The following is a 17,403-nucleotide window of genomic DNA, read 5'->3' on the forward strand; positions in this document are numbered from 1 at the left end:
CGGCCCCTGCCCGACAGAAAGTCGGGCAGGGGCCGGTTCTTGGTAGCGGGGGCGGGATTTGAACCACGCGACCTCTGGGTTATGAGCCCAGCGAGCTACCGAGCTGCTCCACCCCGCGTCGGTGCACTCAGCTTACGTCCCTTTGGCGCGGACGCGCAGGGATTTACCGCCGGGGGTTCCAGGGCATGCGCTGCATGTGTACATCCGTTCTTATGCTGTGTACATTTGTACGCATGGAACGTGACCTGGCACGCCCCGCGGCCGATCGCCGGCGGACCCGGCGCAACGACCCCGAGCGCAAGGCACGCATCCTCGACGCCGCCCTCGACGTCATCGCGGAGCACGGTGTGGCCGGGACGACGCACCGGCGGGTTGCCGCCCAGGGGGACGTGCCGCTGGGATCCGTCACGTACCACTTCAGCAGCCTGGCCGAACTCCTGACGCAGGCGTTCGCCCGGCACGTCGAGTCGCAGTCGGCGGTCTTCGCCACGCTGTTCGAGGGCGTCACGGATCGGGAAGAGTTCGTCGAGGCCTTGGTCGGCCTCGTCCACGGCGGCCCTGCCCGGCATCGGAGCGCGGTCCTCGGCTTCGAACTCCATCTGGCGGCGCTGCGCGATCCGCGGTTGCGCGCCCTGACGCAGGCGTGGACCAGCGACAGCCGCAGTGTGCTGGCACGCTTCACCGGCCCGGAGGCCGCCGCCCGTCTGGACGCCACGCTGGAGGGCATGATCATGAACGCCCTGCTGACGACCGCGCCGGAGCCGCGCGAGACGACCCGCACCGCGATCGTCGCGACACTCGGCACAGCCGGAACATGACCCGCACCGCCGCCCCGCAGGCCCCGGCCTGGCGCGCAGACCGTACCGTGCCGGAAATGGCCGCCGCGACGAGGCCGACGGACACGGCTTTCGCCGGGCTCGGCCTGGCCGGCGCAACATGGTCCTCCCGGCTCCCTCGGGTCCGTGCCCACCTGCAGCCTGGCCCGGCAGCGCTCGGGTTGCTGCTGCTCACCGTCGGGGTCGGCGGCGTCCTCGTACTGCCGTTGTCGGGTCCGATGGTCGCCCGCGTCGGGCCACGGCGCGCCGTCACCGTCGTGGCGCCGCTCGTTGGCACGGGTCTGGGCGCCATCGCGTTCGGCTACACCTTCTGCCCGCCGCTGATGGTCGTCGGGCTGTTCATGCTCGGCCCGGCGACTGGCTGTTGGGATGTCGCGATGACCGTGCACGCCGCGACCGTCGGACGGCGACTCGGCCGGGTACTCATGCCGCGGTGCGCCGGATCGGCCCTACACCACCGCCGCACCCCGCCCACCTCTGAAAGCACCGGCTAGGAGTACCTCCCGTGACCAACCCGCCCCTGATCGCGGTTCCCCGGACCGACCTGGACGACCTGACCTCCCGGTTGCTCGCCACACGCTGGCCGGCCCCCTGGCCCGGCACCGGATGGGAGGCGGGTACCGACCCCGGTGAACTGCGTCGCCTTGTGACGTACTGGGCCGGCGGCTACGACTGGCGGGTACACGAGGCGGCCGTCAACGCACTGCCGTCCCGGTTCGCGGAGATCGACGGCACGCCCGTGCACTACCTGCGATTCGACGGGGAACACCCCGGCGCGCTGCCCATCATCCTCACCAACGGCTGGCCCAGCACCTTCCTCGAACTCACCACCTTGGCCCGCCGACTGGCCACCCCGTCCCGGTACGGGGGCGATGCCGCCGACGCGTTCACCGTCATCGTCCCGTCGCTACCCGGTTTCACGTTCTCCCCGCAGCGGCCCTCGCTCGCACTGCCGCCACAGACACACGAGATCTGGCACCGGCTCATGCGGGACGAACTGGGCTTCAGCCGCTACGCCGCACACGGCAGCGACCTTGGCGCCGGGATCACCTCCCGGCTGGCCGAGTCCCATCCCGAAGCCGTGGTCGGCATCCACCTCACGGCGGTCGCAAGCCCGGCCCGCTACGACACGGCGTCCGTCACCCCCGAGGAGCGGGCGTACCTCGACTCCGTCGCGGCCTGGTCCGCCGCGGAAGGCGGGTACATGCACCAGCAGAGCACCCGGCCGCTGACCCTGGCCTACGCGCTGACCGACTCACCGGCCGGACTGCTGGCCTGGATGGTGGAGAAGTACCGGGCATGGAGTGACTGCGCGGGCCGGCTCTCCGCCCGGTTCAGCGACGACTTCCTCCTCACCCAGGCGTCGCTGTACTGGTTCACCGGGACCATCTCCACTTCGTTCCGTCCCTACTACGAGTACGCCCAGGGGCTGACGCGCCGGGTGGAACGGGTGACCGTGCCCACCGCTGTCGCCCTGTTCCCCGCCGACCTCACCCAGCCGCCACGCAGCTGGGCCGAGCGCATCTACAACGTCACCCGGTACACCCGCATGCCACGCGGTGGGCACTTCGCCGCCCACGAGGAACCCGAGCTCCTCTCCCAGGACATCACCGAGTTCCTCCGCGCGTACCGCTGAACGACCACACGCCGCACGTCGGCGAACCGCACACCTCCGGGCGCAGGGTCTTCGCGCTGAACTTCCCAATGGGCACGGGGCAGCGACGCAGAGCACGGCCGGCACGGATCGATCGCCGGGGGCCTCAAAGCGGGCCCGGCCCGGTCGACCGCGCACGGCGGGGCAGCAAGCACCAGGTCCTCGTCGACCGACAGGGCATTCCGCTCGCCGTCTCGCTGACAGTGGCAACCGCCACGACGTCACCCAGCTGATCCCCCGATGGAGAAGGTCCCCGCTGCCACGTGGATGTGATGGCCCCGTCGACTTAAACCGATTCATTGATCTCCCGAATCTGTTCCATCAAATCTGTCCAACTCGTTGCCAGGGAGGGTGGAAGGCCGCCAGGGTGTCATTGAAGCGTTTCAGTACCCTTCTTGAGGAGCGCCCGTGCGTCAGCAGATCGCCGCGGTGGTCGCCGCATCAGTCCTCGTCGCGGTGGCACCCGCGACGGCGACGGCAGCGAGTCCACCCACCGCCTCCACCGCCCCCGCCGCCGCTGCAACGAGCGTCGGCGATCTGACGGTCAACGCCCTTGACGACCCGCTCGGCATCCCGTTGGCGGCGCCCACCCTCGGCTGGCAGCTCGACTCCGGGCGCCGCGGCGTCACGCAGCGGGCCTACGAGGTACACGTCGCCACTTCGGCCGACCGCCTCGACCACCCCGACGTCTGGGACAGCGGCAAGGTCGCCTCCCGTCAGTCGGTCGACGTCCGCTACGGCGGCCCCGCGCTGAAGCCGCAGACCGACTACGTCTGGTCCGTCCGCGTATGGGACGACCGGGGCATCGCCTCCCAGTGGAGCGCGCCCGCCACGTTCGGCACCGCACTGGGCGACCGGCCGTGGAACGCCGCGTGGATCGGTGCGGACACACCGGCGCTGAGCGCCAAGTGGACCGACTACACGATCAAGTTCACCGCCTCCGACATCAACGGTGCGCTCGGCGTCTACTTCCGCGGTCAGGACACCGAGAACGCCTACATGTGGCAGATCAGCGACGCTGACGACGCGCTGCGCCCGCACGTGAAACGCAACAGCAACTACTCGGTCCTCAAGGCGACTCCGTTCCCGGCCGGCTTCGACTTCGCCGCCGAGCACGACTACGCGATCGCCGTCGACGGCGCCACGATCACCACCACCGTCGACGGCAAGCAACTGGACCAGCGCACCGATGCGACGTTCGGCGGCCCCGGCACGATGGGCTTCCGCACCAGCGGCGCGGAGCGCGGTCTGGTCCGCGACGTCACCGTCACCAGCGCCGACGGCACCGTCCTGGTCGACACCGCCTTCCCGGCGGGCGACCGCACCTTCGCGTCCGGCACCCTGACCGCCGGCGGCCTGCGCGTCGACAGCGCGGGCGGCGAGGCCTGGCTGCGCCGCGACGAGCCGGTCCCGCTGCTGCGCAAGGAGTTCGATCTCGGCGCCAAGAAGGTCGCCCGGGCACGCGTCTACGCATCGGCACGCGGCGTGTACGAACTGCGCCTCAACGGCGCGCGGGTGGGCAGCGCCGAACTCGCACCCGGCTTGACGGCGTACGACAAGCACATCGACTACCAGACCTACGACGTGACCCGGCAGGTCCGCGCCGGCGCCAACGTACTCGGCGCCGAGGTCGCACCGGGCTGGTACAGCGGCAAGGTCGCCATGTTCGGCACCGACGTCTACGGCAAGGACACCTCGGTGATCGCCGAGATGCTGGTCGAGTTCACCGACGGCACCAGTACCACCGTCCGTACCGACGGCACCTGGACCACCACCGGCGGTCCGACCCGCGAGGCCGACCTGCTCGACGGCGAGTCCTACGACGCACGGGTGGCCAAGCAGGTGGACGGCTGGGACGAGCCCGGCTTCGACGCCGCGGACTGGGCCACGGCGGACGTCCGCGACGAGCCGACGACCGTACTCGAACCGCAGACCGCGGTCGACGTACGGGTCACCCAGGAGCTCAGGACCGCGAAGCGGATCGACTCGCCGACCGACGGCACCTACCTCTACGACCTCGGGCAGAACATGGTCGGCCACGTACGCCTCACCCTCAAGGGCGAGCCGGGCCGGACGGTGAAGATCCGGCACGGCGAGGTGCTCAACCCCGACGGCACGCTCTACACCGCGAACCTGCGCACCGCGAAGGCGACCGACTACTACACCTTCGCCACCGACCAGCCAGTGACGTTCGAGCCGTCGTTCACCTTCCACGGCTTCCGGTACGTCGAGATATCCGGCGTCGACCAGGCCCCCGAGGCCAAGGACCTGACCGGTGTCGTCGTCGGCACCGACGGCGACCTCACCAGCAGCCTCGACACCAACTCCGACCTGGTCGACCAGCTGCACAACAACATCGTCTGGGGCATGCGCGGCAACTTCCTGTCGATCCCCACGGACACCCCGGCGCGCGACGAGCGGATGGGCTGGACCGGCGACATCAACGTCTTCGCCCGCACCGCCGTCTACAACATGGACGCACAGTCCTTCCTGACCAAGTGGCTGCAGGACCTGCGGGACACCCAGCGGCCCAACGGTTCCCTGCCCGGCGTCGCCCCCGTGGTCCCGGGCCGCTTCGACGGCGGCTACGAGTCGGCCGGCTGGATGGACGCCGGCGTGCACGTGCCGTGGACGGTGTGGCAGGCGTACGGAGACACCGACGTCATCCGCGAGAACTACGACATGATGAAGGGTTACGTCGACTTCCTCGACGCCGACTCCACCGGTCACATCCGCTCCGCCGGCGGCTACCTCGACTGGCTCAACCTCGACGACGCGACCCCGGCCGACGTGCTCGACACCGCGTTCGTCGCCAAGAGCACCCGTGAGTTCGCGCAGATGGCGGCCGCCATCGGCCGGGACGGCGACGCGGCGGCGTACCAGCAGCGCTACGAGGCGATCAGGTCGGCGTACCAGGCGGCGTTCATCGGCGCCGACGGCACCGTGAAGGGCGACAGCCAGACCTCGTACATCCTGACGCTGACCAACGACCTCGCCCCCGCCGACCGGCGCGACGCGATCGTCGCCAAGTTCGTCAAGACCCTCGAGCGCCGCGACTACCACCTGTCGACCGGCTTCCTCGGCGTCGACGGACTGCTGCCGGCACTCACCGAGGCGGGCCGCTCCGACATCGCCTACCGGCTGCTGCAGCACAAGGACTACCCGTCCTGGGGCTACGAGATCGGGAAGGGCGCTACCACGGTCTGGGAGCGGTGGAACTCCATCAACCCCGACGGCACCTTCAACGACGTGGGGATGAACTCGTTCAACCACTACGCGTACGGCGCGGTCGGCGAGTGGATGTACCGCACCATGGCGGGCGTCTCGGCTGCCGAGCCGGGCTACCGCAAGGTGCTCATCGCCCCCGAGCCCGGTGAGGGCATCGACCACGTCGACTTCAGCCACCAGACGCCGTACGGCACGGTGCGCAGCGCGTGGAGCACGACCAGCGGGACGATGAAGCTCGACGTCACCGTGCCGGCGAACACCACCGCCCAGGTGCGTATCCCGGCGGCGAACCGCTGGGCGGTCACCGAGGGCGGCACGCCGATCAGCGAGGTCGACGACGTGAGATACGTCGAGCAGGCCGACGGGGACGTGGTGCTGGAGGTCGGCTCGGGGCACTACGCGTTCGCGGTCGACCCGGTGCTCGGGGACCTGGGGGCGGCCCGGGCGCAGGCAGCGTCGTTCTCCGACGATGTCGACGCGCTGCAGGTGCGTGGTGCCGGCAAGATCGCCAAGGGTCACCTGCAGGTGCGCACCGCCCTGATGCGGACCGAGCTCGCAGCCGCGTGGCGCCTGCAGGCTCAGGGTGCGGACGAGCGGCTGACCGCCGCGGCGGTGCACCGTGCGCTCGCCGGCGTGGCGGACCTCGACCGATGGACGCGGACGTACGCCGAGCAGGGCACCATCGACAAGACGGCGGCCACGGCGCTGCGTGATGCGCTGACCGGCATCGAGCAAACCCTGTCGCGGGCATCGTCGCGCCTGGTCGGCGCAGTCGCCACGCTGGACGTGCCGGCCGGCGAGATCCTCCCGGGCGATGTCGTCCGCGTGAACGTGGCGTTGAAGAACACCGGCAAGCGGCCGCTGACCGGCGTCGATTCGTCCCTGCACGCACCCAGCGGCTGGACGGTGAAGCCTGTGGGCCGGCACGCGTCCACCACAGGCGCGGGCAGTACGCTCAAGCACGCCTACGACGTCACGGTGGCGACCGACGCGCAGGCGTCCATAGCCGACCTCACCGGCTCGGTGTCCTACCAGTACGCGGCAGGAACGGCGACGCTACCGGTCTCGGCGGGCCTGCCGGTCGCCCCCGGCGTCGCCATCAGCGATGTGTCCACCACGCCTGACCCGGCCGGCCCGGGTGAGGAGGCCACCGTCGCCGCCGTGCTGACCAACCGCACCGATGTGGTGCAGTCCGGCAAGCTCACGCTCGACCTCCCCGAGGGCTGGCCGACGCCGAACCCGGTCGGCTACCAACTGAACCCGGGGGAGAAGAGGACGGTCCAAGCCGTCGTGAGGGTGCCGCTCACCGTCGTCGAGCAGAAGGCCACGGTCACCGTGGCGACCGGCTCGACGACCGCGGAGCAGGCCACCGGCACGATCGCGGTCTCGCTGCCCACCCCGCCCGCGCAGTCGAGCGACCACGTCGACCTCGGTGACGGGCCGTCGGAGTCCGCCCACCGGCTGACGGCGTCGGAGCACTCGGGGACGAACATCGAGGCCGGGCTGACACGGCGCTACACCCACTCCTCCTACCCGGGCGGCTGGTTGGAGTTCGACGCCGCCGTACCGACCAAGGGCCGCTTCGTGGTCCGCATCGTCGAGACCTTCGACGGTGCCCGGCGCAAGACCTATGACGTGCAGGTCGACGGCCAGGTGGTGCACAGCGTCGACCTGAGGCGAAGCGAGGGCGGCCAGGGCACCATCACCCACCAGTTCGTGGTCGACCCCTCCGCGGGCACGTCGGACGGCACCGTGCGGCTCCGCTTCCAGGACACCGGCGCCGACTACGACCCCTCGATCGCCGACGTGTGGGTGATGCCGGTCGACTGATGTAGCCGGCGACACCTCGTGTGCCTGAGCACCCCCGGGGTGGGGTGCTCAGGCATACGACCCGCGGCAAGGGTGATCGCTGGACCCGGTCGAAATGGCTGACTGAGGGGTTTGCCGGGGCGTGGCAGGCCTCTGTCGAGGGGCGCCGTCACGGCACACGCGGCCGGGCCGGGAAGGGGACTGCGGCGTACACGGCCGACGTAGCCACGTGTTTGGAAGGCCACCCTCCCATGCGCGATCGTGGTTCTTCCGCGGGACGCATTGGCGGCCCAGCTCCCGAAAGGCATGGCGTGAACCGCATCATCGCTGCACTGTGGCGGATCATCCGGGGGCCCCTGCAGTGGCGGGTCCTGTGGCTGACGAACAGCAAATACATGGTCGGCGTGACCGGCGTTGTCCGCGACGCCGAGGACCGCGTGCTGTTGCTGCGCCACCGCCTTTGGCCCGAAGACCGCCAGTGGGGTCTGCCCACCGGCTTCGCCAAAGCGGGTGAGGACTTCCGCGACACCGTGGCCCGCGAGGTACGTGAGGAGACCGGCCTTGACGTCGAGGCCGGCGAGGTGGTCCACCTCAAGAGCGGCTACAAGCTGCGCGTGGAGGTGGCGTATACCGCCGAGCTCGTCGGCGGCTCCCTGAAGCTCGACCCGTTTGAAGTCCTGGAGGCCAAGTGGGTAGCGCCGAACGACCTGCCACCGGGATTGCAGGAGTCGCATCGACTCCTGATCCACGGCCGACCCCACGGGTGACTCGCCCGGTCGAGCGCAGCCCGCGATTGCTCGCTCCGCACGAACGCCTGACGGGCACCTGCGATGCGGCCCGTCTGCTCGAACCGCTGACCGTGTGACGTACGACACCGGAAACCCCTCGCCGAGCATCAGCCAGCCGTCACGTTCCTCCCTTTGCCACGCGTTCTGCGGCGGGGGAGGCGGCGAGTGACGGGCGGCCGTACTCCAGGTTGAGAACGTTGCCGTCGACGCGGAGGTCGCCGTCGATGACGTATCCGGTGACCGCGCCGTCGATTCCCTCGTACTCGGGCCGACCACCGGCGTGATCCAGGGATCCTGGTGGCTCGATGTCGTCCGCTCCGGATGCGGGGGGCGGCATGAGGGTCCGGCACGAGCCCGGAGTGGGGCCCTGGGCGACGCGTCAGCCCGAGGCGCCGTTGCGCCGGGCGTAGGCACGGGCGGCGCGGGCGCGGTCGCCGCAGCGGATGGAGCACCAGTGGCGCCGGCCGTGGGTGCGCATGAGGAACCGGTCGCAGGGGGCGGAGCCGCAGGCGGCGAGGATGCCGGCGTCGGGACCGGTGAGCAGGTCGGCGGCGTCGGCGGCGAGGGTCGCCAGTGCGTGGTTGACGGCCCGGTCGGTGGGGTGAGCCTGGATGCGGCGCAGTCCCTGGGCCCCGTCCCAGGCGAGGAGGGGTGCGGTGGGTACGGCCGTGAGTGCCTCGTTCACCGCGCGCAGGGAGTCTTCGGGCGGGGCGGTGCTGTCGACGCGGGCGGCGAACAGGGCGCGTACGTGTGCGCGAAGCGCGCGCATCCGCTGTGCGCACACCTCGTACAGCTGCACGTCCGGGGTGGTCAGGTCGTGGGCGACGAGCCAGTGCATGGCGGATCCGGGGGTGGCGAGCAGGTCGTAGCTCTGGCCCGCGGGCAGGGTCGCGGCGGTGTCGGCGAAGTCCAGGGAGCGGTACTGGTCGGCACCCGGAGCAGGGGGCAGAGCGATCTGCGCTGTGTCGGCGGCCAGGGTGTCGTCCATGGTTCTCATGGTAGCGGTTGCGTTTTTCCGTGAGGCCTGCCTAGCCTGGTGTCACGTTAAACACAGATTTTTTGCGTGAGGAATCAGGGAGACGTGATGTCCCAGCTCAATGCCGATCAGTTCCCGGTCCGCACGTACGGCGGCCCGACCGCCCTGTTCGAGTACGGCGGCCTGCGGTTTTTGACCGACCCGACGTTCGACGGCCCCGGCGACTACGGCCGGCCCGGCCGCCCGGTCCTGACGAAGACCGCCCCCTCCACCGGCACCCCTGGCGATCTCGGCCCCATCGACGTGGTCCTGCTCTCGCACGACGAGCACCCCGACAATCTGGACACCTCCGGCCGTGCCCTGCTCGCCGACGTCGCCCTCACGCTGACCACCCCCAGCGGAGGCGAGCGCCTCGGGGAGAAGGCCAAGGGCTTGGCCGACTGGGAGACGGTCGAGTTGGAGCGCCCGGGCGGCGGCACTGTCACCGTCACCGGTGTTCCCGCCATCCACGGCCCCGGCCCGCGCGAGGAGGTCGAGCCCTTCACCGGCCAGGTCGTCGGTTTCGTGCTGACCGGAGAGGGCCTTCCCACGGTCTACGTCAGCGGCGACAACGCCTCCCTCGACGCCGTCAAGGAGATCGCCGAGCGCTTCGCTCCGGTGGACACCGCGATCCTGTTTGCCGGCGCACCTCGATTTCCCATGCTTTTCGACGGCAACCTGATCGTCCTGGACAGCGCGCAGGCCGCCGAGGCCACCCGGATCCTCGACGCCCGCCGTGTCGTCCCGGTTCACCACGACAGTTGGGCCCACTTCACCGAGGGTCGCGAGGACTTGGAGGCCGCCTTTACCGCCGCGGGCCTGGCCGAGCGCCTGGACCAGGACTGGGCGCAGCACTCCTCAGCCTGAACCGCCGCCCGGAACCGAGCCCGTGGGTAGGCGTGGACAAGGCCCGCGTGCCTGTTCGGCGTGTCAGCCCTGGTCCGCGTGCGGTGCGTTCGTGTCGAAGCGGGCGAACAGATCGGCGACCAGGGGTGCCGCGTGCTGTTCGAGGTAGAAGTGCCCGCCGGGGAAGGAGCGTGTGGCGAAGCCCGACCGGGTCACCGCGGACCAGGCGTTCACCGCGTCCTCGTCGACGTGCTCGTCCTGGTCGCCGTAGTAGGCGACGACTGGAACGGCCAGAGTCGGTGGCGGGACCGTGGCCTCGTACGCGTCGAGGAGGCGGTAGTCGGCCCGGATCATCGGAAGGAACAGCTCCCGGAGCTCCGGGTTCGCGAGCACCTCCGCGTTGGTGCCGCTCATGGCGACCAGTTCCTCGACCAGTTCCTCATCGCTCGCGTCGGCGAGATTCCGCGAGCGCATCTTCTCCGGCCCGGGCCGACCCGAGACGAACAATGCCTCCAGTCCGGTCGCGACGGGAGTCGCCGTCAGGCGTGCCGCGACTTCGAATGCCACGGAAGCGCCCATGCTGTGGCCGAAGAGGACCAGCGGACTGCCGGCGAGCTTCGCGCATGCCTGGGCGATCGGCTCGGCGAGCTCCTCCATGCGCTGGGCCGGCGGTTCGGCAAAGCGGTCCTCCCGTCCCGGGTATCTGACGGCCAGCAGTTCGACATCGTCGGGAACCAGTCCGGCCCAGGAACGGAAGAAGCCGGCCGACCCTCCCGCGTGCGGGAAGCAGATGAGTCGCAGGCGTGGGGCGCGGCAGTTCCGCACCTGTCGGAACCAGGGGTGAAGCGACGTCCCACTGGCCGGGCGGTGCATCACGTCTCTTCTCTTCTCTGTTGTCGGCGTCGGGGGCTTCGATTCTCCCGAAGAGTCAGGGACGATTCCGTGAAGGCTCCGGCTAGCGTGCCGTCGGGTGGTTCGTCGCGTCCTCATGAGCCGGAGGCCGCCTTGGTTGTCGCACAGCACCCTGACGGCGAGCCGGCGTGTTCGAACTACTGACCATCAGAGCCGCTACCGGAGTTGCCCGCGGACCTACGAACGCTCGCCGTCGACGCTCTGGACCACGTGCTCTCCGAGCTGTCCGAACTCGCCGAGCTGTGGGCTGAAGCTGTGAACGGCTCGAAGTTGCGCCAGGACGTCACCCGCCTTCGCGACGTCCTTGACCCTCCGATCGCGCCGCAAGCGGAGGTCCTCTTCGAGGTCTAACCGGTCACCCACAGTCACGGACCGCAGAAGTTGAGTCAGAACTCGAGTCGTCGGCTCTCGGAAGGTGGGCAGTTCGGGAAGGAGCTCCTCGACATCGACAGAGCGCGGGGCGTGGTCCCCGTGATGGTCGCGACCTTGAACACCCGGCAACCCCGGTCTACGAGCACCCCCGGCAGCGTCTCCTCGCACCAGCGCCTCGAAGCCTTCCGCGGTCCGGAGGTGACCGCTCCCGCGCGGCTCTTGCGGCTCTGGGTCGCCCGCCCCCCTGCGCATACCTCATAGCCTCGGGGCTACCGGTGCCTGCCGCGGCCTGTCAAGCGAACGGCACCGAGGCCGGAAATGGCAGATGTTCGCAGCCTTCTTCGATGATCCGTGTGTATGCGGGATCGGGCTCGCACAGGAAGTCGCTCAGGTGCTGCGGTGTGTGCAGAAACTCCACCAGCACCATCTCGACGGCTGTCCACCACAGGCGTTCCATCCGCGGCTCCCATCGCTGGGCCTGCCGGTGGCCTTGGGCTGGACCTGGAATCCGCGTTGGTCCGGGGCCCTGCGCACGATCCACGACAGGCTCGCGCTCCGCTACGGGGGGACGTCCTCGTTGTCGCCATCAGCGAATAGCTGTGACCAGCACATTTGATACACGCCCGAGTTCTGGCGGGTGTTATTCGAAGGCGCGGAGTGCTCTTGCCGCTGTTTCCCGCACGGTCGGATTTGTGTCGTCGGTTAGTTGGGCTAGCAGCGGACGCGCTGGCGGCCAGTGCCGCAGGCTGGCGGCGAGGACATCCGCGACTGCGGCGCGTACCCACCAGTCCGGGTCGTCCGTCCTGGACTGCAGGGCATCGAGCGACACACCCAGCATGCCGAGGCCGCGGGCCGCCCCGGCCCGCACGGACGGTTCGGAGTCGGCGAGCAGTTCGCGCAGGGCTGCGGTCGCGGCCGGGGCGCGATCGGAGTTCGCGGCCCTGCGGCCGACCGCTTCGCCCAGCACCGAACGGACGTACCAGGCGGGATCGGAGGTAAGTGGAACCAGGTGATCGACGGCCCCCGAAGGGGCGGACCAGGCCAGCAGGAGCACGGCATCGTGCCGGACCCAGGGGTCCGGATCCTGCAAGGCCGTGACCACAAGCTCATATGTCTGCGGGTTGTTGTTCACGCTCGGCAGTGAGTTGAGGGCGGTTCGCCGGATCGTCGGATCGGGGTCGGCCAGCGCCTCGCGCAGCACCCCCATGTCGGGCGTCTCGAACACGTCGCGGAGCGCCCACAGCGCGGCTCTGCGCACGTCGGGATCGTCACCGGCGAGCACCGGGAGGATGACGGCCCGGCACTCGGCCCGATCGGCTCGCATGACAGCGCTCAACGCCATGCCCAGTTGTTCCCCGTCATCGTCGTCCTCGCTGCGCAGTGCGCCGGCGAAGACCCGCAGGAGCAGCGGGAACGCTTCGGCCCCGGCGAGTCCGGCCAAGACATGTGCCATCAGGCCCCGGCCGTACCAGTTGCGCTTGCGCGCGTAGCTTTCCAGCGCGACCTGCACGGACGCTGCCGCCGAGCGATCACCGCTCACGGCCAACTCCCGCACGAGCGGCCACGGATCACCATCCAGCGTGCCGTCGGCGTAAGGGAACAGTTCGGTTAGTGTCACCTGGACCCCCTACCCCGAGGTGAGGCGTGGACCAGGGACCTGTTCCCGCCGCTCCAACGCCCTCATGGCGGGGGTCAGCGTACGCCCGTCGTCACCGGCCCGCACCGCCTCGATCAGGCGCTGATCGTCCGCAGAACTCATCGGTCGTCACCACCCGTCAGGTCAGCGAACGCTCGCAGGTGCAGCCGTGCTGCCACATTGTTGGTGAACCAGCCGAAGAAGTCGCTGTCCGCGTCGAGGTTCTCGCGGACCGTGTCACACCAGTCCTGCCCGTCGAGTACCGCAAGGTAGTGCTGCACGATGCGGTCACGTTGTTCGGCGGTGCACCCGCCTCGTTCCGGGGCCTTGTCCGTCAGGTGGTCGACAAGGATTGCGGCGTCGACGTATCTACCCGCGGTCGGTGCCTGCCGACCAAGCTTCGCGGCATGCGCGGCGAGCACGATGGGCGCCGGCGGATAGTGCTCCAGGGTCATGCCCATGCCGCCGCAATCGGCCATCAACCTCATGAGCCGACCGGTGTGGTCGACCAGGTCGTCATCGACCTCCGTGCCCACGATCGCTTCGTGCAGGTGAGCGGCGGTGGCGACCTGGCCGGCGAAGTAGCCGTTGAGGAAGTCGCCGTCGCAGGCATGGCGCAGCAGCCACCGGCGGGATTCGAACGTCGGGTGTCGGCAGAGGGCCTCGATGACGTAGACCCGGCCCCAGCCGGCAACTCGCTGGGCGAGCCACATCAATGCTCGTTCGCCGCCGCGGCGACGTCGCAGCGCATCAGCGGCCAACGCACCGAACTGGTCCGACAACAGACCTATGGTCTGGATCAGCGGGATGTCTTCCTCCGCCCGGCCCGTGGCGAGCAGTGCAAGACCAACGGTGACAGCGCATCGATCAGTGCTGTGCCGCACGAGCCACCGGCCGGTCTGTCGCACCCGCTGCTTGTCCGCGCGCAGCGCCGCAGCGGCGATGTGCTCGTTGCGGTGGATCGGGACGTCGACATCATGGAAGGCATCGGCGAGTTGGCTGGGTGGTGCATCAGCCGTGGAGAAGTACGCGTCGAGAATGACGGCGACCTCGACGCCCCTGAGGCGCTGATCTTTTGGCGGGTGGGGCGGTTGCCGGCGACGGTGGAGGTCGTGGTCCGGATAGGGCTCGCCGTCCCGCAGTAGGGCACTGTCAGGATCCTGCCGATGCAGACGCAGAGCGTGCTCGAACAGTGTCGTCCGGGATCCGAGCGGACCACGCTCGGTCGTCGCGCTCACCGGTGGACGGAGGACTCGATTCTCTTGATCATGCCAGGGATGATGCCAGCCCAGACCCTCCGAGGCGATTGACTTCTCATCCCCGGCTCCCATCGCTCTGCCTGGCGGTCGGCCAGATCCGACAGCATTTGCCCCCCATTCAGCCTTGTCGAGGTCCTTGAGCAGGGCGCCCCAACCCGAGCGCGGCCCGGTCGGAGATCGCGTACTGATCTCGGCCTGGAAATCAACTGCCTCCACGGCCCGCCCTACCCCCGTCCCCACCTGGCGGCATGCCTGGTCCGGGATCCCATGAGGACATGGCCCCGGCGAATGACGCGGCAGCCAACTCGTCTGAAGTGCGGCTCTGCCAGGTTACGCGGCACGGGTGGACACGCCGCGCTGGCCCGTGTGGATCCTCCGGCAAGACGGCGTCGCCGGAATGCTCCACGGCGCTTCATTGCAGAGCGGTAGGCCCCTCTCTTGTGCATTATTCGGCCTGCCTACGTGGTATGCGGTCTGTTGGTGGGCGACGCCCATGGTCCCTCCTCCCGGTCCAGCTCCGAGCGAGGCCGGCCAAACCTTCCGCCGGCAGCATTGGTGACGGATGGCGACGCGAGTCGCTCACCAGACCAGCCTGGTTACCTTCGAGCTTGGCAACCGGGGCCCCCGCACACCAGCTTCCGCCGACGTCCGCTACGCACCGTGCCCACCGATGTCAGCTGCCGCGGGTGAGCAGTGCCCGGGTCTCGGTGAGGTCGAGGACGCGCGCGACGCGCGGGCTCATGACCCTGATCGTCAGGTTGCCGCCGCCGCGGCCCTCGAATGTCCTGGCCTCCAGCAGCGCGTTGAGGCCCGAGCAGTCGAAAAAGGTGACCCCGGACAGGTCCAGCTCGAGGCCTTCGGGATGCGCCCGCATGGCCGCGATGAGGCAGCGTTCCAGGTCTGCGGCGCACCCGGCGTCCACTTCCCCGGTGATCACCGCCACCACTCCGTCCGTTCCGCGGGTGGCGAGGCTCAGCGTGGCCCGGCCGGCGAAGCTCCGCGTGCCTCCGGGAGGCAGATAGACGGGCAGCGCCCAGGGGGCCGGGGCGGTGCCGTCGTCTTCGTGGGTGTGGTCCGGCCGCGACATCGTGGGCTCCCGCTGCTCGACCAGGGGGACTTCCTGTCAACTGTGATGATGCTCAGACCGGCGACGTACGTCAAATGAATCACGAAATATTTTTCGTGGGTTGATTATCCGGAAACGGGGAGCGCATGATGGGGCGCATGGACGAAGGTGCACAGGACCGGGACCAGCAGAAGTGGACCTTCCTCACCAGTCACGCGCGGGTCCTGATCATGATCGCCCGCGACCCCGGCATCAGGCTCCGTGACGTGGCCTCCGCCAGCGGCCTCACGGAGCGCACAGTGCAGGGCATCGTCTCCGACCTTGAGGAGGGCGGATACCTGGTCCGGTCCCGCGAGGGCCGGCGCAACCGGTACGAGATCGTTCCCGGCGCCATGTTCCGTCATCCGGCCGAGTCCGACCACGAGATCGCCGGTCTCCTGGCGCTGATCACCGAACCCCCGGCGCCGTGACGGCCGGCGTGTCGTCGGTGCCGGGTGGGACACGAAGCACGGCGAAGGTCGGCAGGGTAAGGGTGCAAGCCGATTCAAGCGCGATGACCAGCACGGATGGTCCGAAGATGTGGACGCGACCCATCAGGAAGAGAACCCGCGCGCACGTCGCTCCACCCCGATACGTATGCGCCAGGCGGGAAGAACCGCGAGCCGAGCCAGCAGGACATCGAGGACTCGCTGGAGGGCACGCCCGGATGCTCGGCGACCTTCTACGCGGCACCGGCCTGGACGCCGATACGGCCCGCCTGACCGTCGACGAGCCCGCCACCAGGGTCCGGGAATCCGCTCTGATCTGACCTGGCATGCCTGGCTTCGGTGCGCGGCCGGCGAAGTGATGCGGCACGCGCGCGACGGCCGGACCAGGCCTACGCGTGGTTCCGCACGATGATCTTTCCGGTGTTCTTGCCGTGCAGCATGCCCAGGAATGCGTCCACGATGTGCTCGAATCCGTCCACCAGCGTCTGGTCCAGCGCTAGCCGGCCGCTCTGCAGATGGGGGACCGCGAACTCGTACAGCTCGTCCTGCAGGTCGCGGTAGTTGCTGACCAGGAAGCCCTCCATGCGGAGGCTCTTCTCCACGATGTCCGAGTAGTTGAAGTGCGGCGGGCGCTCGTCCGGGGTGTTGTAGCGGCTGATGGTGCCGATCCGGACGATGCGCCCGAACTCGCGCAGTGCGCCCACCGCGGCGGCCAGTTGCTCGCCGCCGACGTTGTCGACGAAGACGTCGATGCCGTCCGGTGCAGCCTTGGCGAGTAGTTCAGCGGCGGGGCCGTCGCGGTAGTCGAACGCCGTGTCGTAGCCCACCTCCCGGGTCAGGTGGTGGACCTTGGCCGCCGAGCCCGCGCTGCCCACGAGTCGGCCGGCGCCCAGCAACCGGGCGAACCGTCCGGTGGCCGTACCGACGCCGCCGGCTGCGGCGGAGACGAAGAGGTCGTCGCCCTCGCGGAGTCGGGCGATGCGGGTGAGGCCCACGTAGGCGGTCAGTCCGGTGCCGCCGAGGACGCTCAGGTAGGCCGTCAGGGGGACCCCGTCGAAGCGGGGGAGTTTGCGGATCTCCTCGGCTCGGACCACGGAATGCGTGCGCCAGCCCTGCCGGTGGAACACGATCTCGCCCTCGGGCAGTTCCGGCGTCCGCGAGGCGACGACGCGCCCGAGGGTACGGCCCTCGAGCGGTGTGTGGAGCGCGAAGCCGCCGGGCACGTCGTCCATCATCTCGCGGTGGTACGGGTCGACGGACCAGTAGAGGTTCTCCACGAGCGCGGTGCCGACCGCAGGATCGGGAATCGCGGACTCGACGAAGGCGAAATCCTTGGTGGTGGGGAAACCGTGGGGGCGGGCGGTCTGCTGGACGGTGATCGCGTTCTCGGTCATGACGCGACCGTAGGACGGGAATGGAGCCCTCGGGCAGGCGGTTGGGCTCATGTGGACGCCCGGTTCCATGAGCAGTTCTCATACCTCGAGGTGAGCGCCC

The 17,403-nt window shown here is 69.6% G+C and carries 16 protein-coding genes, 1 tRNA gene and 1 pseudogene; 9 read left to right on the forward strand and 9 right to left on the reverse strand.

The features are described 5' to 3' along the window. Positions 1 to 40 precede the first annotated feature (40 nt). Positions 41 to 118: transfer RNA gene (locus ACFV3E_RS23145), tRNA-Met, on the reverse strand. 115 nt (positions 119 to 233) lie between these two features. On the opposite strand from ACFV3E_RS23145, the gene ACFV3E_RS23150 reads away from it, so the two are divergent. The 6 genes and pseudogenes from ACFV3E_RS23150 (at position 234) to ACFV3E_RS23175 (ending at position 8,294) form a co-directional block, all read left to right on the forward strand. Next, positions 234 to 818 carry a TetR/AcrR family transcriptional regulator gene (locus ACFV3E_RS23150; protein WP_500536343.1) on the forward strand — a complete coding sequence of 195 codons (585 nt, stop codon included), beginning with the start codon at positions 234 to 236 and terminating at the stop codon, positions 816 to 818. Further along, complete coding sequence (locus tag ACFV3E_RS23155; protein WP_500536344.1) at positions 815 to 1,330, forward strand: hypothetical protein; 516 nt, start codon at positions 815 to 817, stop codon at positions 1,328 to 1,330. The genes ACFV3E_RS23150 and ACFV3E_RS23155 overlap by 4 nt, the downstream gene beginning before the upstream one ends. A gap of 11 nt (positions 1,331 to 1,341) precedes the next feature. Further along, complete coding sequence (locus ACFV3E_RS23160; protein ID WP_500536345.1) at positions 1,342 to 2,472, forward strand: epoxide hydrolase family protein; 1,131 nt, start codon at positions 1,342 to 1,344, stop codon at positions 2,470 to 2,472. Between the two features lie 113 nt (positions 2,473 to 2,585). Continuing rightward, positions 2,586 to 2,767: pseudogene (locus tag ACFV3E_RS23165) on the forward strand (transposase); the annotation flags it as partial. A gap of 131 nt (positions 2,768 to 2,898) precedes the next feature. Beyond that, a complete protein-coding gene (locus ACFV3E_RS23170; protein ID WP_500536346.1) occupies positions 2,899 to 7,548 on the forward strand; it encodes a family 78 glycoside hydrolase catalytic domain in 4,650 nt (1,549 codons plus the stop codon). A gap of 290 nt (positions 7,549 to 7,838) precedes the next feature. Continuing rightward, positions 7,839 to 8,294, forward strand: a complete 456-nt coding sequence (locus tag ACFV3E_RS23175) for an NUDIX domain-containing protein (protein WP_500536347.1) — start codon at positions 7,839 to 7,841, stop codon at positions 8,292 to 8,294. Between the two features lie 139 nt (positions 8,295 to 8,433). On the opposite strand, the gene ACFV3E_RS23180 is transcribed toward ACFV3E_RS23175, so the two are convergent. Further along, complete coding sequence (locus ACFV3E_RS23180; RefSeq protein ID WP_500536348.1) at positions 8,434 to 8,652, reverse strand: hypothetical protein; 219 nt, start codon at positions 8,650 to 8,652, stop codon at positions 8,434 to 8,436. Positions 8,653 to 8,694: 42 nt separating this feature from the next. Continuing rightward, positions 8,695 to 9,312, reverse strand: coding sequence for an ABATE domain-containing protein (locus ACFV3E_RS23185; protein WP_500536349.1), 618 nt, complete (start codon positions 9,310 to 9,312; stop codon positions 8,695 to 8,697). An 87-nt stretch (positions 9,313 to 9,399) separates the two neighbouring features. Between ACFV3E_RS23185 and ACFV3E_RS23190 the strand changes: the two genes are divergently transcribed. Further along, complete coding sequence (locus ACFV3E_RS23190) at positions 9,400 to 10,197, forward strand: MBL fold metallo-hydrolase (RefSeq protein WP_500536350.1); 798 nt, start codon at positions 9,400 to 9,402, stop codon at positions 10,195 to 10,197. A gap of 63 nt (positions 10,198 to 10,260) precedes the next feature. Here the strand turns inward: ACFV3E_RS23190 and ACFV3E_RS23195 are convergent, their stop codons facing one another. Then, a complete protein-coding gene (locus ACFV3E_RS23195; RefSeq protein ID WP_500536351.1) occupies positions 10,261 to 11,001 on the reverse strand; it encodes a thioesterase II family protein in 741 nt (246 codons plus the stop codon). A 252-nt stretch (positions 11,002 to 11,253) separates the two neighbouring features. On the opposite strand from ACFV3E_RS23195, the gene ACFV3E_RS23200 reads away from it, so the two are divergent. After that, a complete protein-coding gene (locus ACFV3E_RS23200; RefSeq protein WP_500536352.1) occupies positions 11,254 to 11,439 on the forward strand; it encodes a DUF4259 domain-containing protein in 186 nt (61 codons plus the stop codon). Between the two features lie 313 nt (positions 11,440 to 11,752). On the opposite strand, the gene ACFV3E_RS23205 is transcribed toward ACFV3E_RS23200, so the two are convergent. From ACFV3E_RS23205 to ACFV3E_RS23220, 4 genes are all read right to left on the reverse strand, one after another. Beyond that, positions 11,753 to 11,917: a hypothetical protein gene (locus ACFV3E_RS23205; RefSeq protein ID WP_500536353.1), complete on the reverse strand. Its 165-nt coding sequence runs from the start codon at positions 11,915 to 11,917 to the stop codon at positions 11,753 to 11,755. 183 nt (positions 11,918 to 12,100) lie between these two features. Beyond that, positions 12,101 to 13,078: a HEAT repeat domain-containing protein gene (locus tag ACFV3E_RS23210; RefSeq protein WP_500536354.1), complete on the reverse strand. Its 978-nt coding sequence runs from the start codon at positions 13,076 to 13,078 to the stop codon at positions 12,101 to 12,103. 137 nt (positions 13,079 to 13,215) lie between these two features. Next, positions 13,216 to 14,334, reverse strand: coding sequence for a hypothetical protein (locus ACFV3E_RS23215; RefSeq protein WP_500536355.1), 1,119 nt, complete (start codon positions 14,332 to 14,334; stop codon positions 13,216 to 13,218). Between the two features lie 694 nt (positions 14,335 to 15,028). After that, positions 15,029 to 15,442, reverse strand: a complete 414-nt coding sequence (locus ACFV3E_RS23220; protein ID WP_500536356.1) for an STAS domain-containing protein — start codon at positions 15,440 to 15,442, stop codon at positions 15,029 to 15,031. A 137-nt stretch (positions 15,443 to 15,579) separates the two neighbouring features. Between ACFV3E_RS23220 and ACFV3E_RS23225 the strand changes: the two genes are divergently transcribed. Beyond that, a complete protein-coding gene (locus ACFV3E_RS23225) occupies positions 15,580 to 15,891 on the forward strand; it encodes a helix-turn-helix transcriptional regulator (protein ID WP_500536357.1) in 312 nt (103 codons plus the stop codon). A 407-nt stretch (positions 15,892 to 16,298) separates the two neighbouring features. Here ACFV3E_RS23225 and ACFV3E_RS23230 read toward each other — a convergent pair whose 3' ends face one another. Continuing rightward, positions 16,299 to 17,303, reverse strand: coding sequence for an NADP-dependent oxidoreductase (locus ACFV3E_RS23230; RefSeq protein WP_500536358.1), 1,005 nt, complete (start codon positions 17,301 to 17,303; stop codon positions 16,299 to 16,301). Positions 17,304 to 17,403 lie beyond the last annotated feature (100 nt).

This window comes from Streptomyces sp. NPDC059718 (assembly GCF_042733315.1).
GTDB lineage: Bacteria > Actinomycetota > Actinomycetes > Streptomycetales > Streptomycetaceae > Actinacidiphila.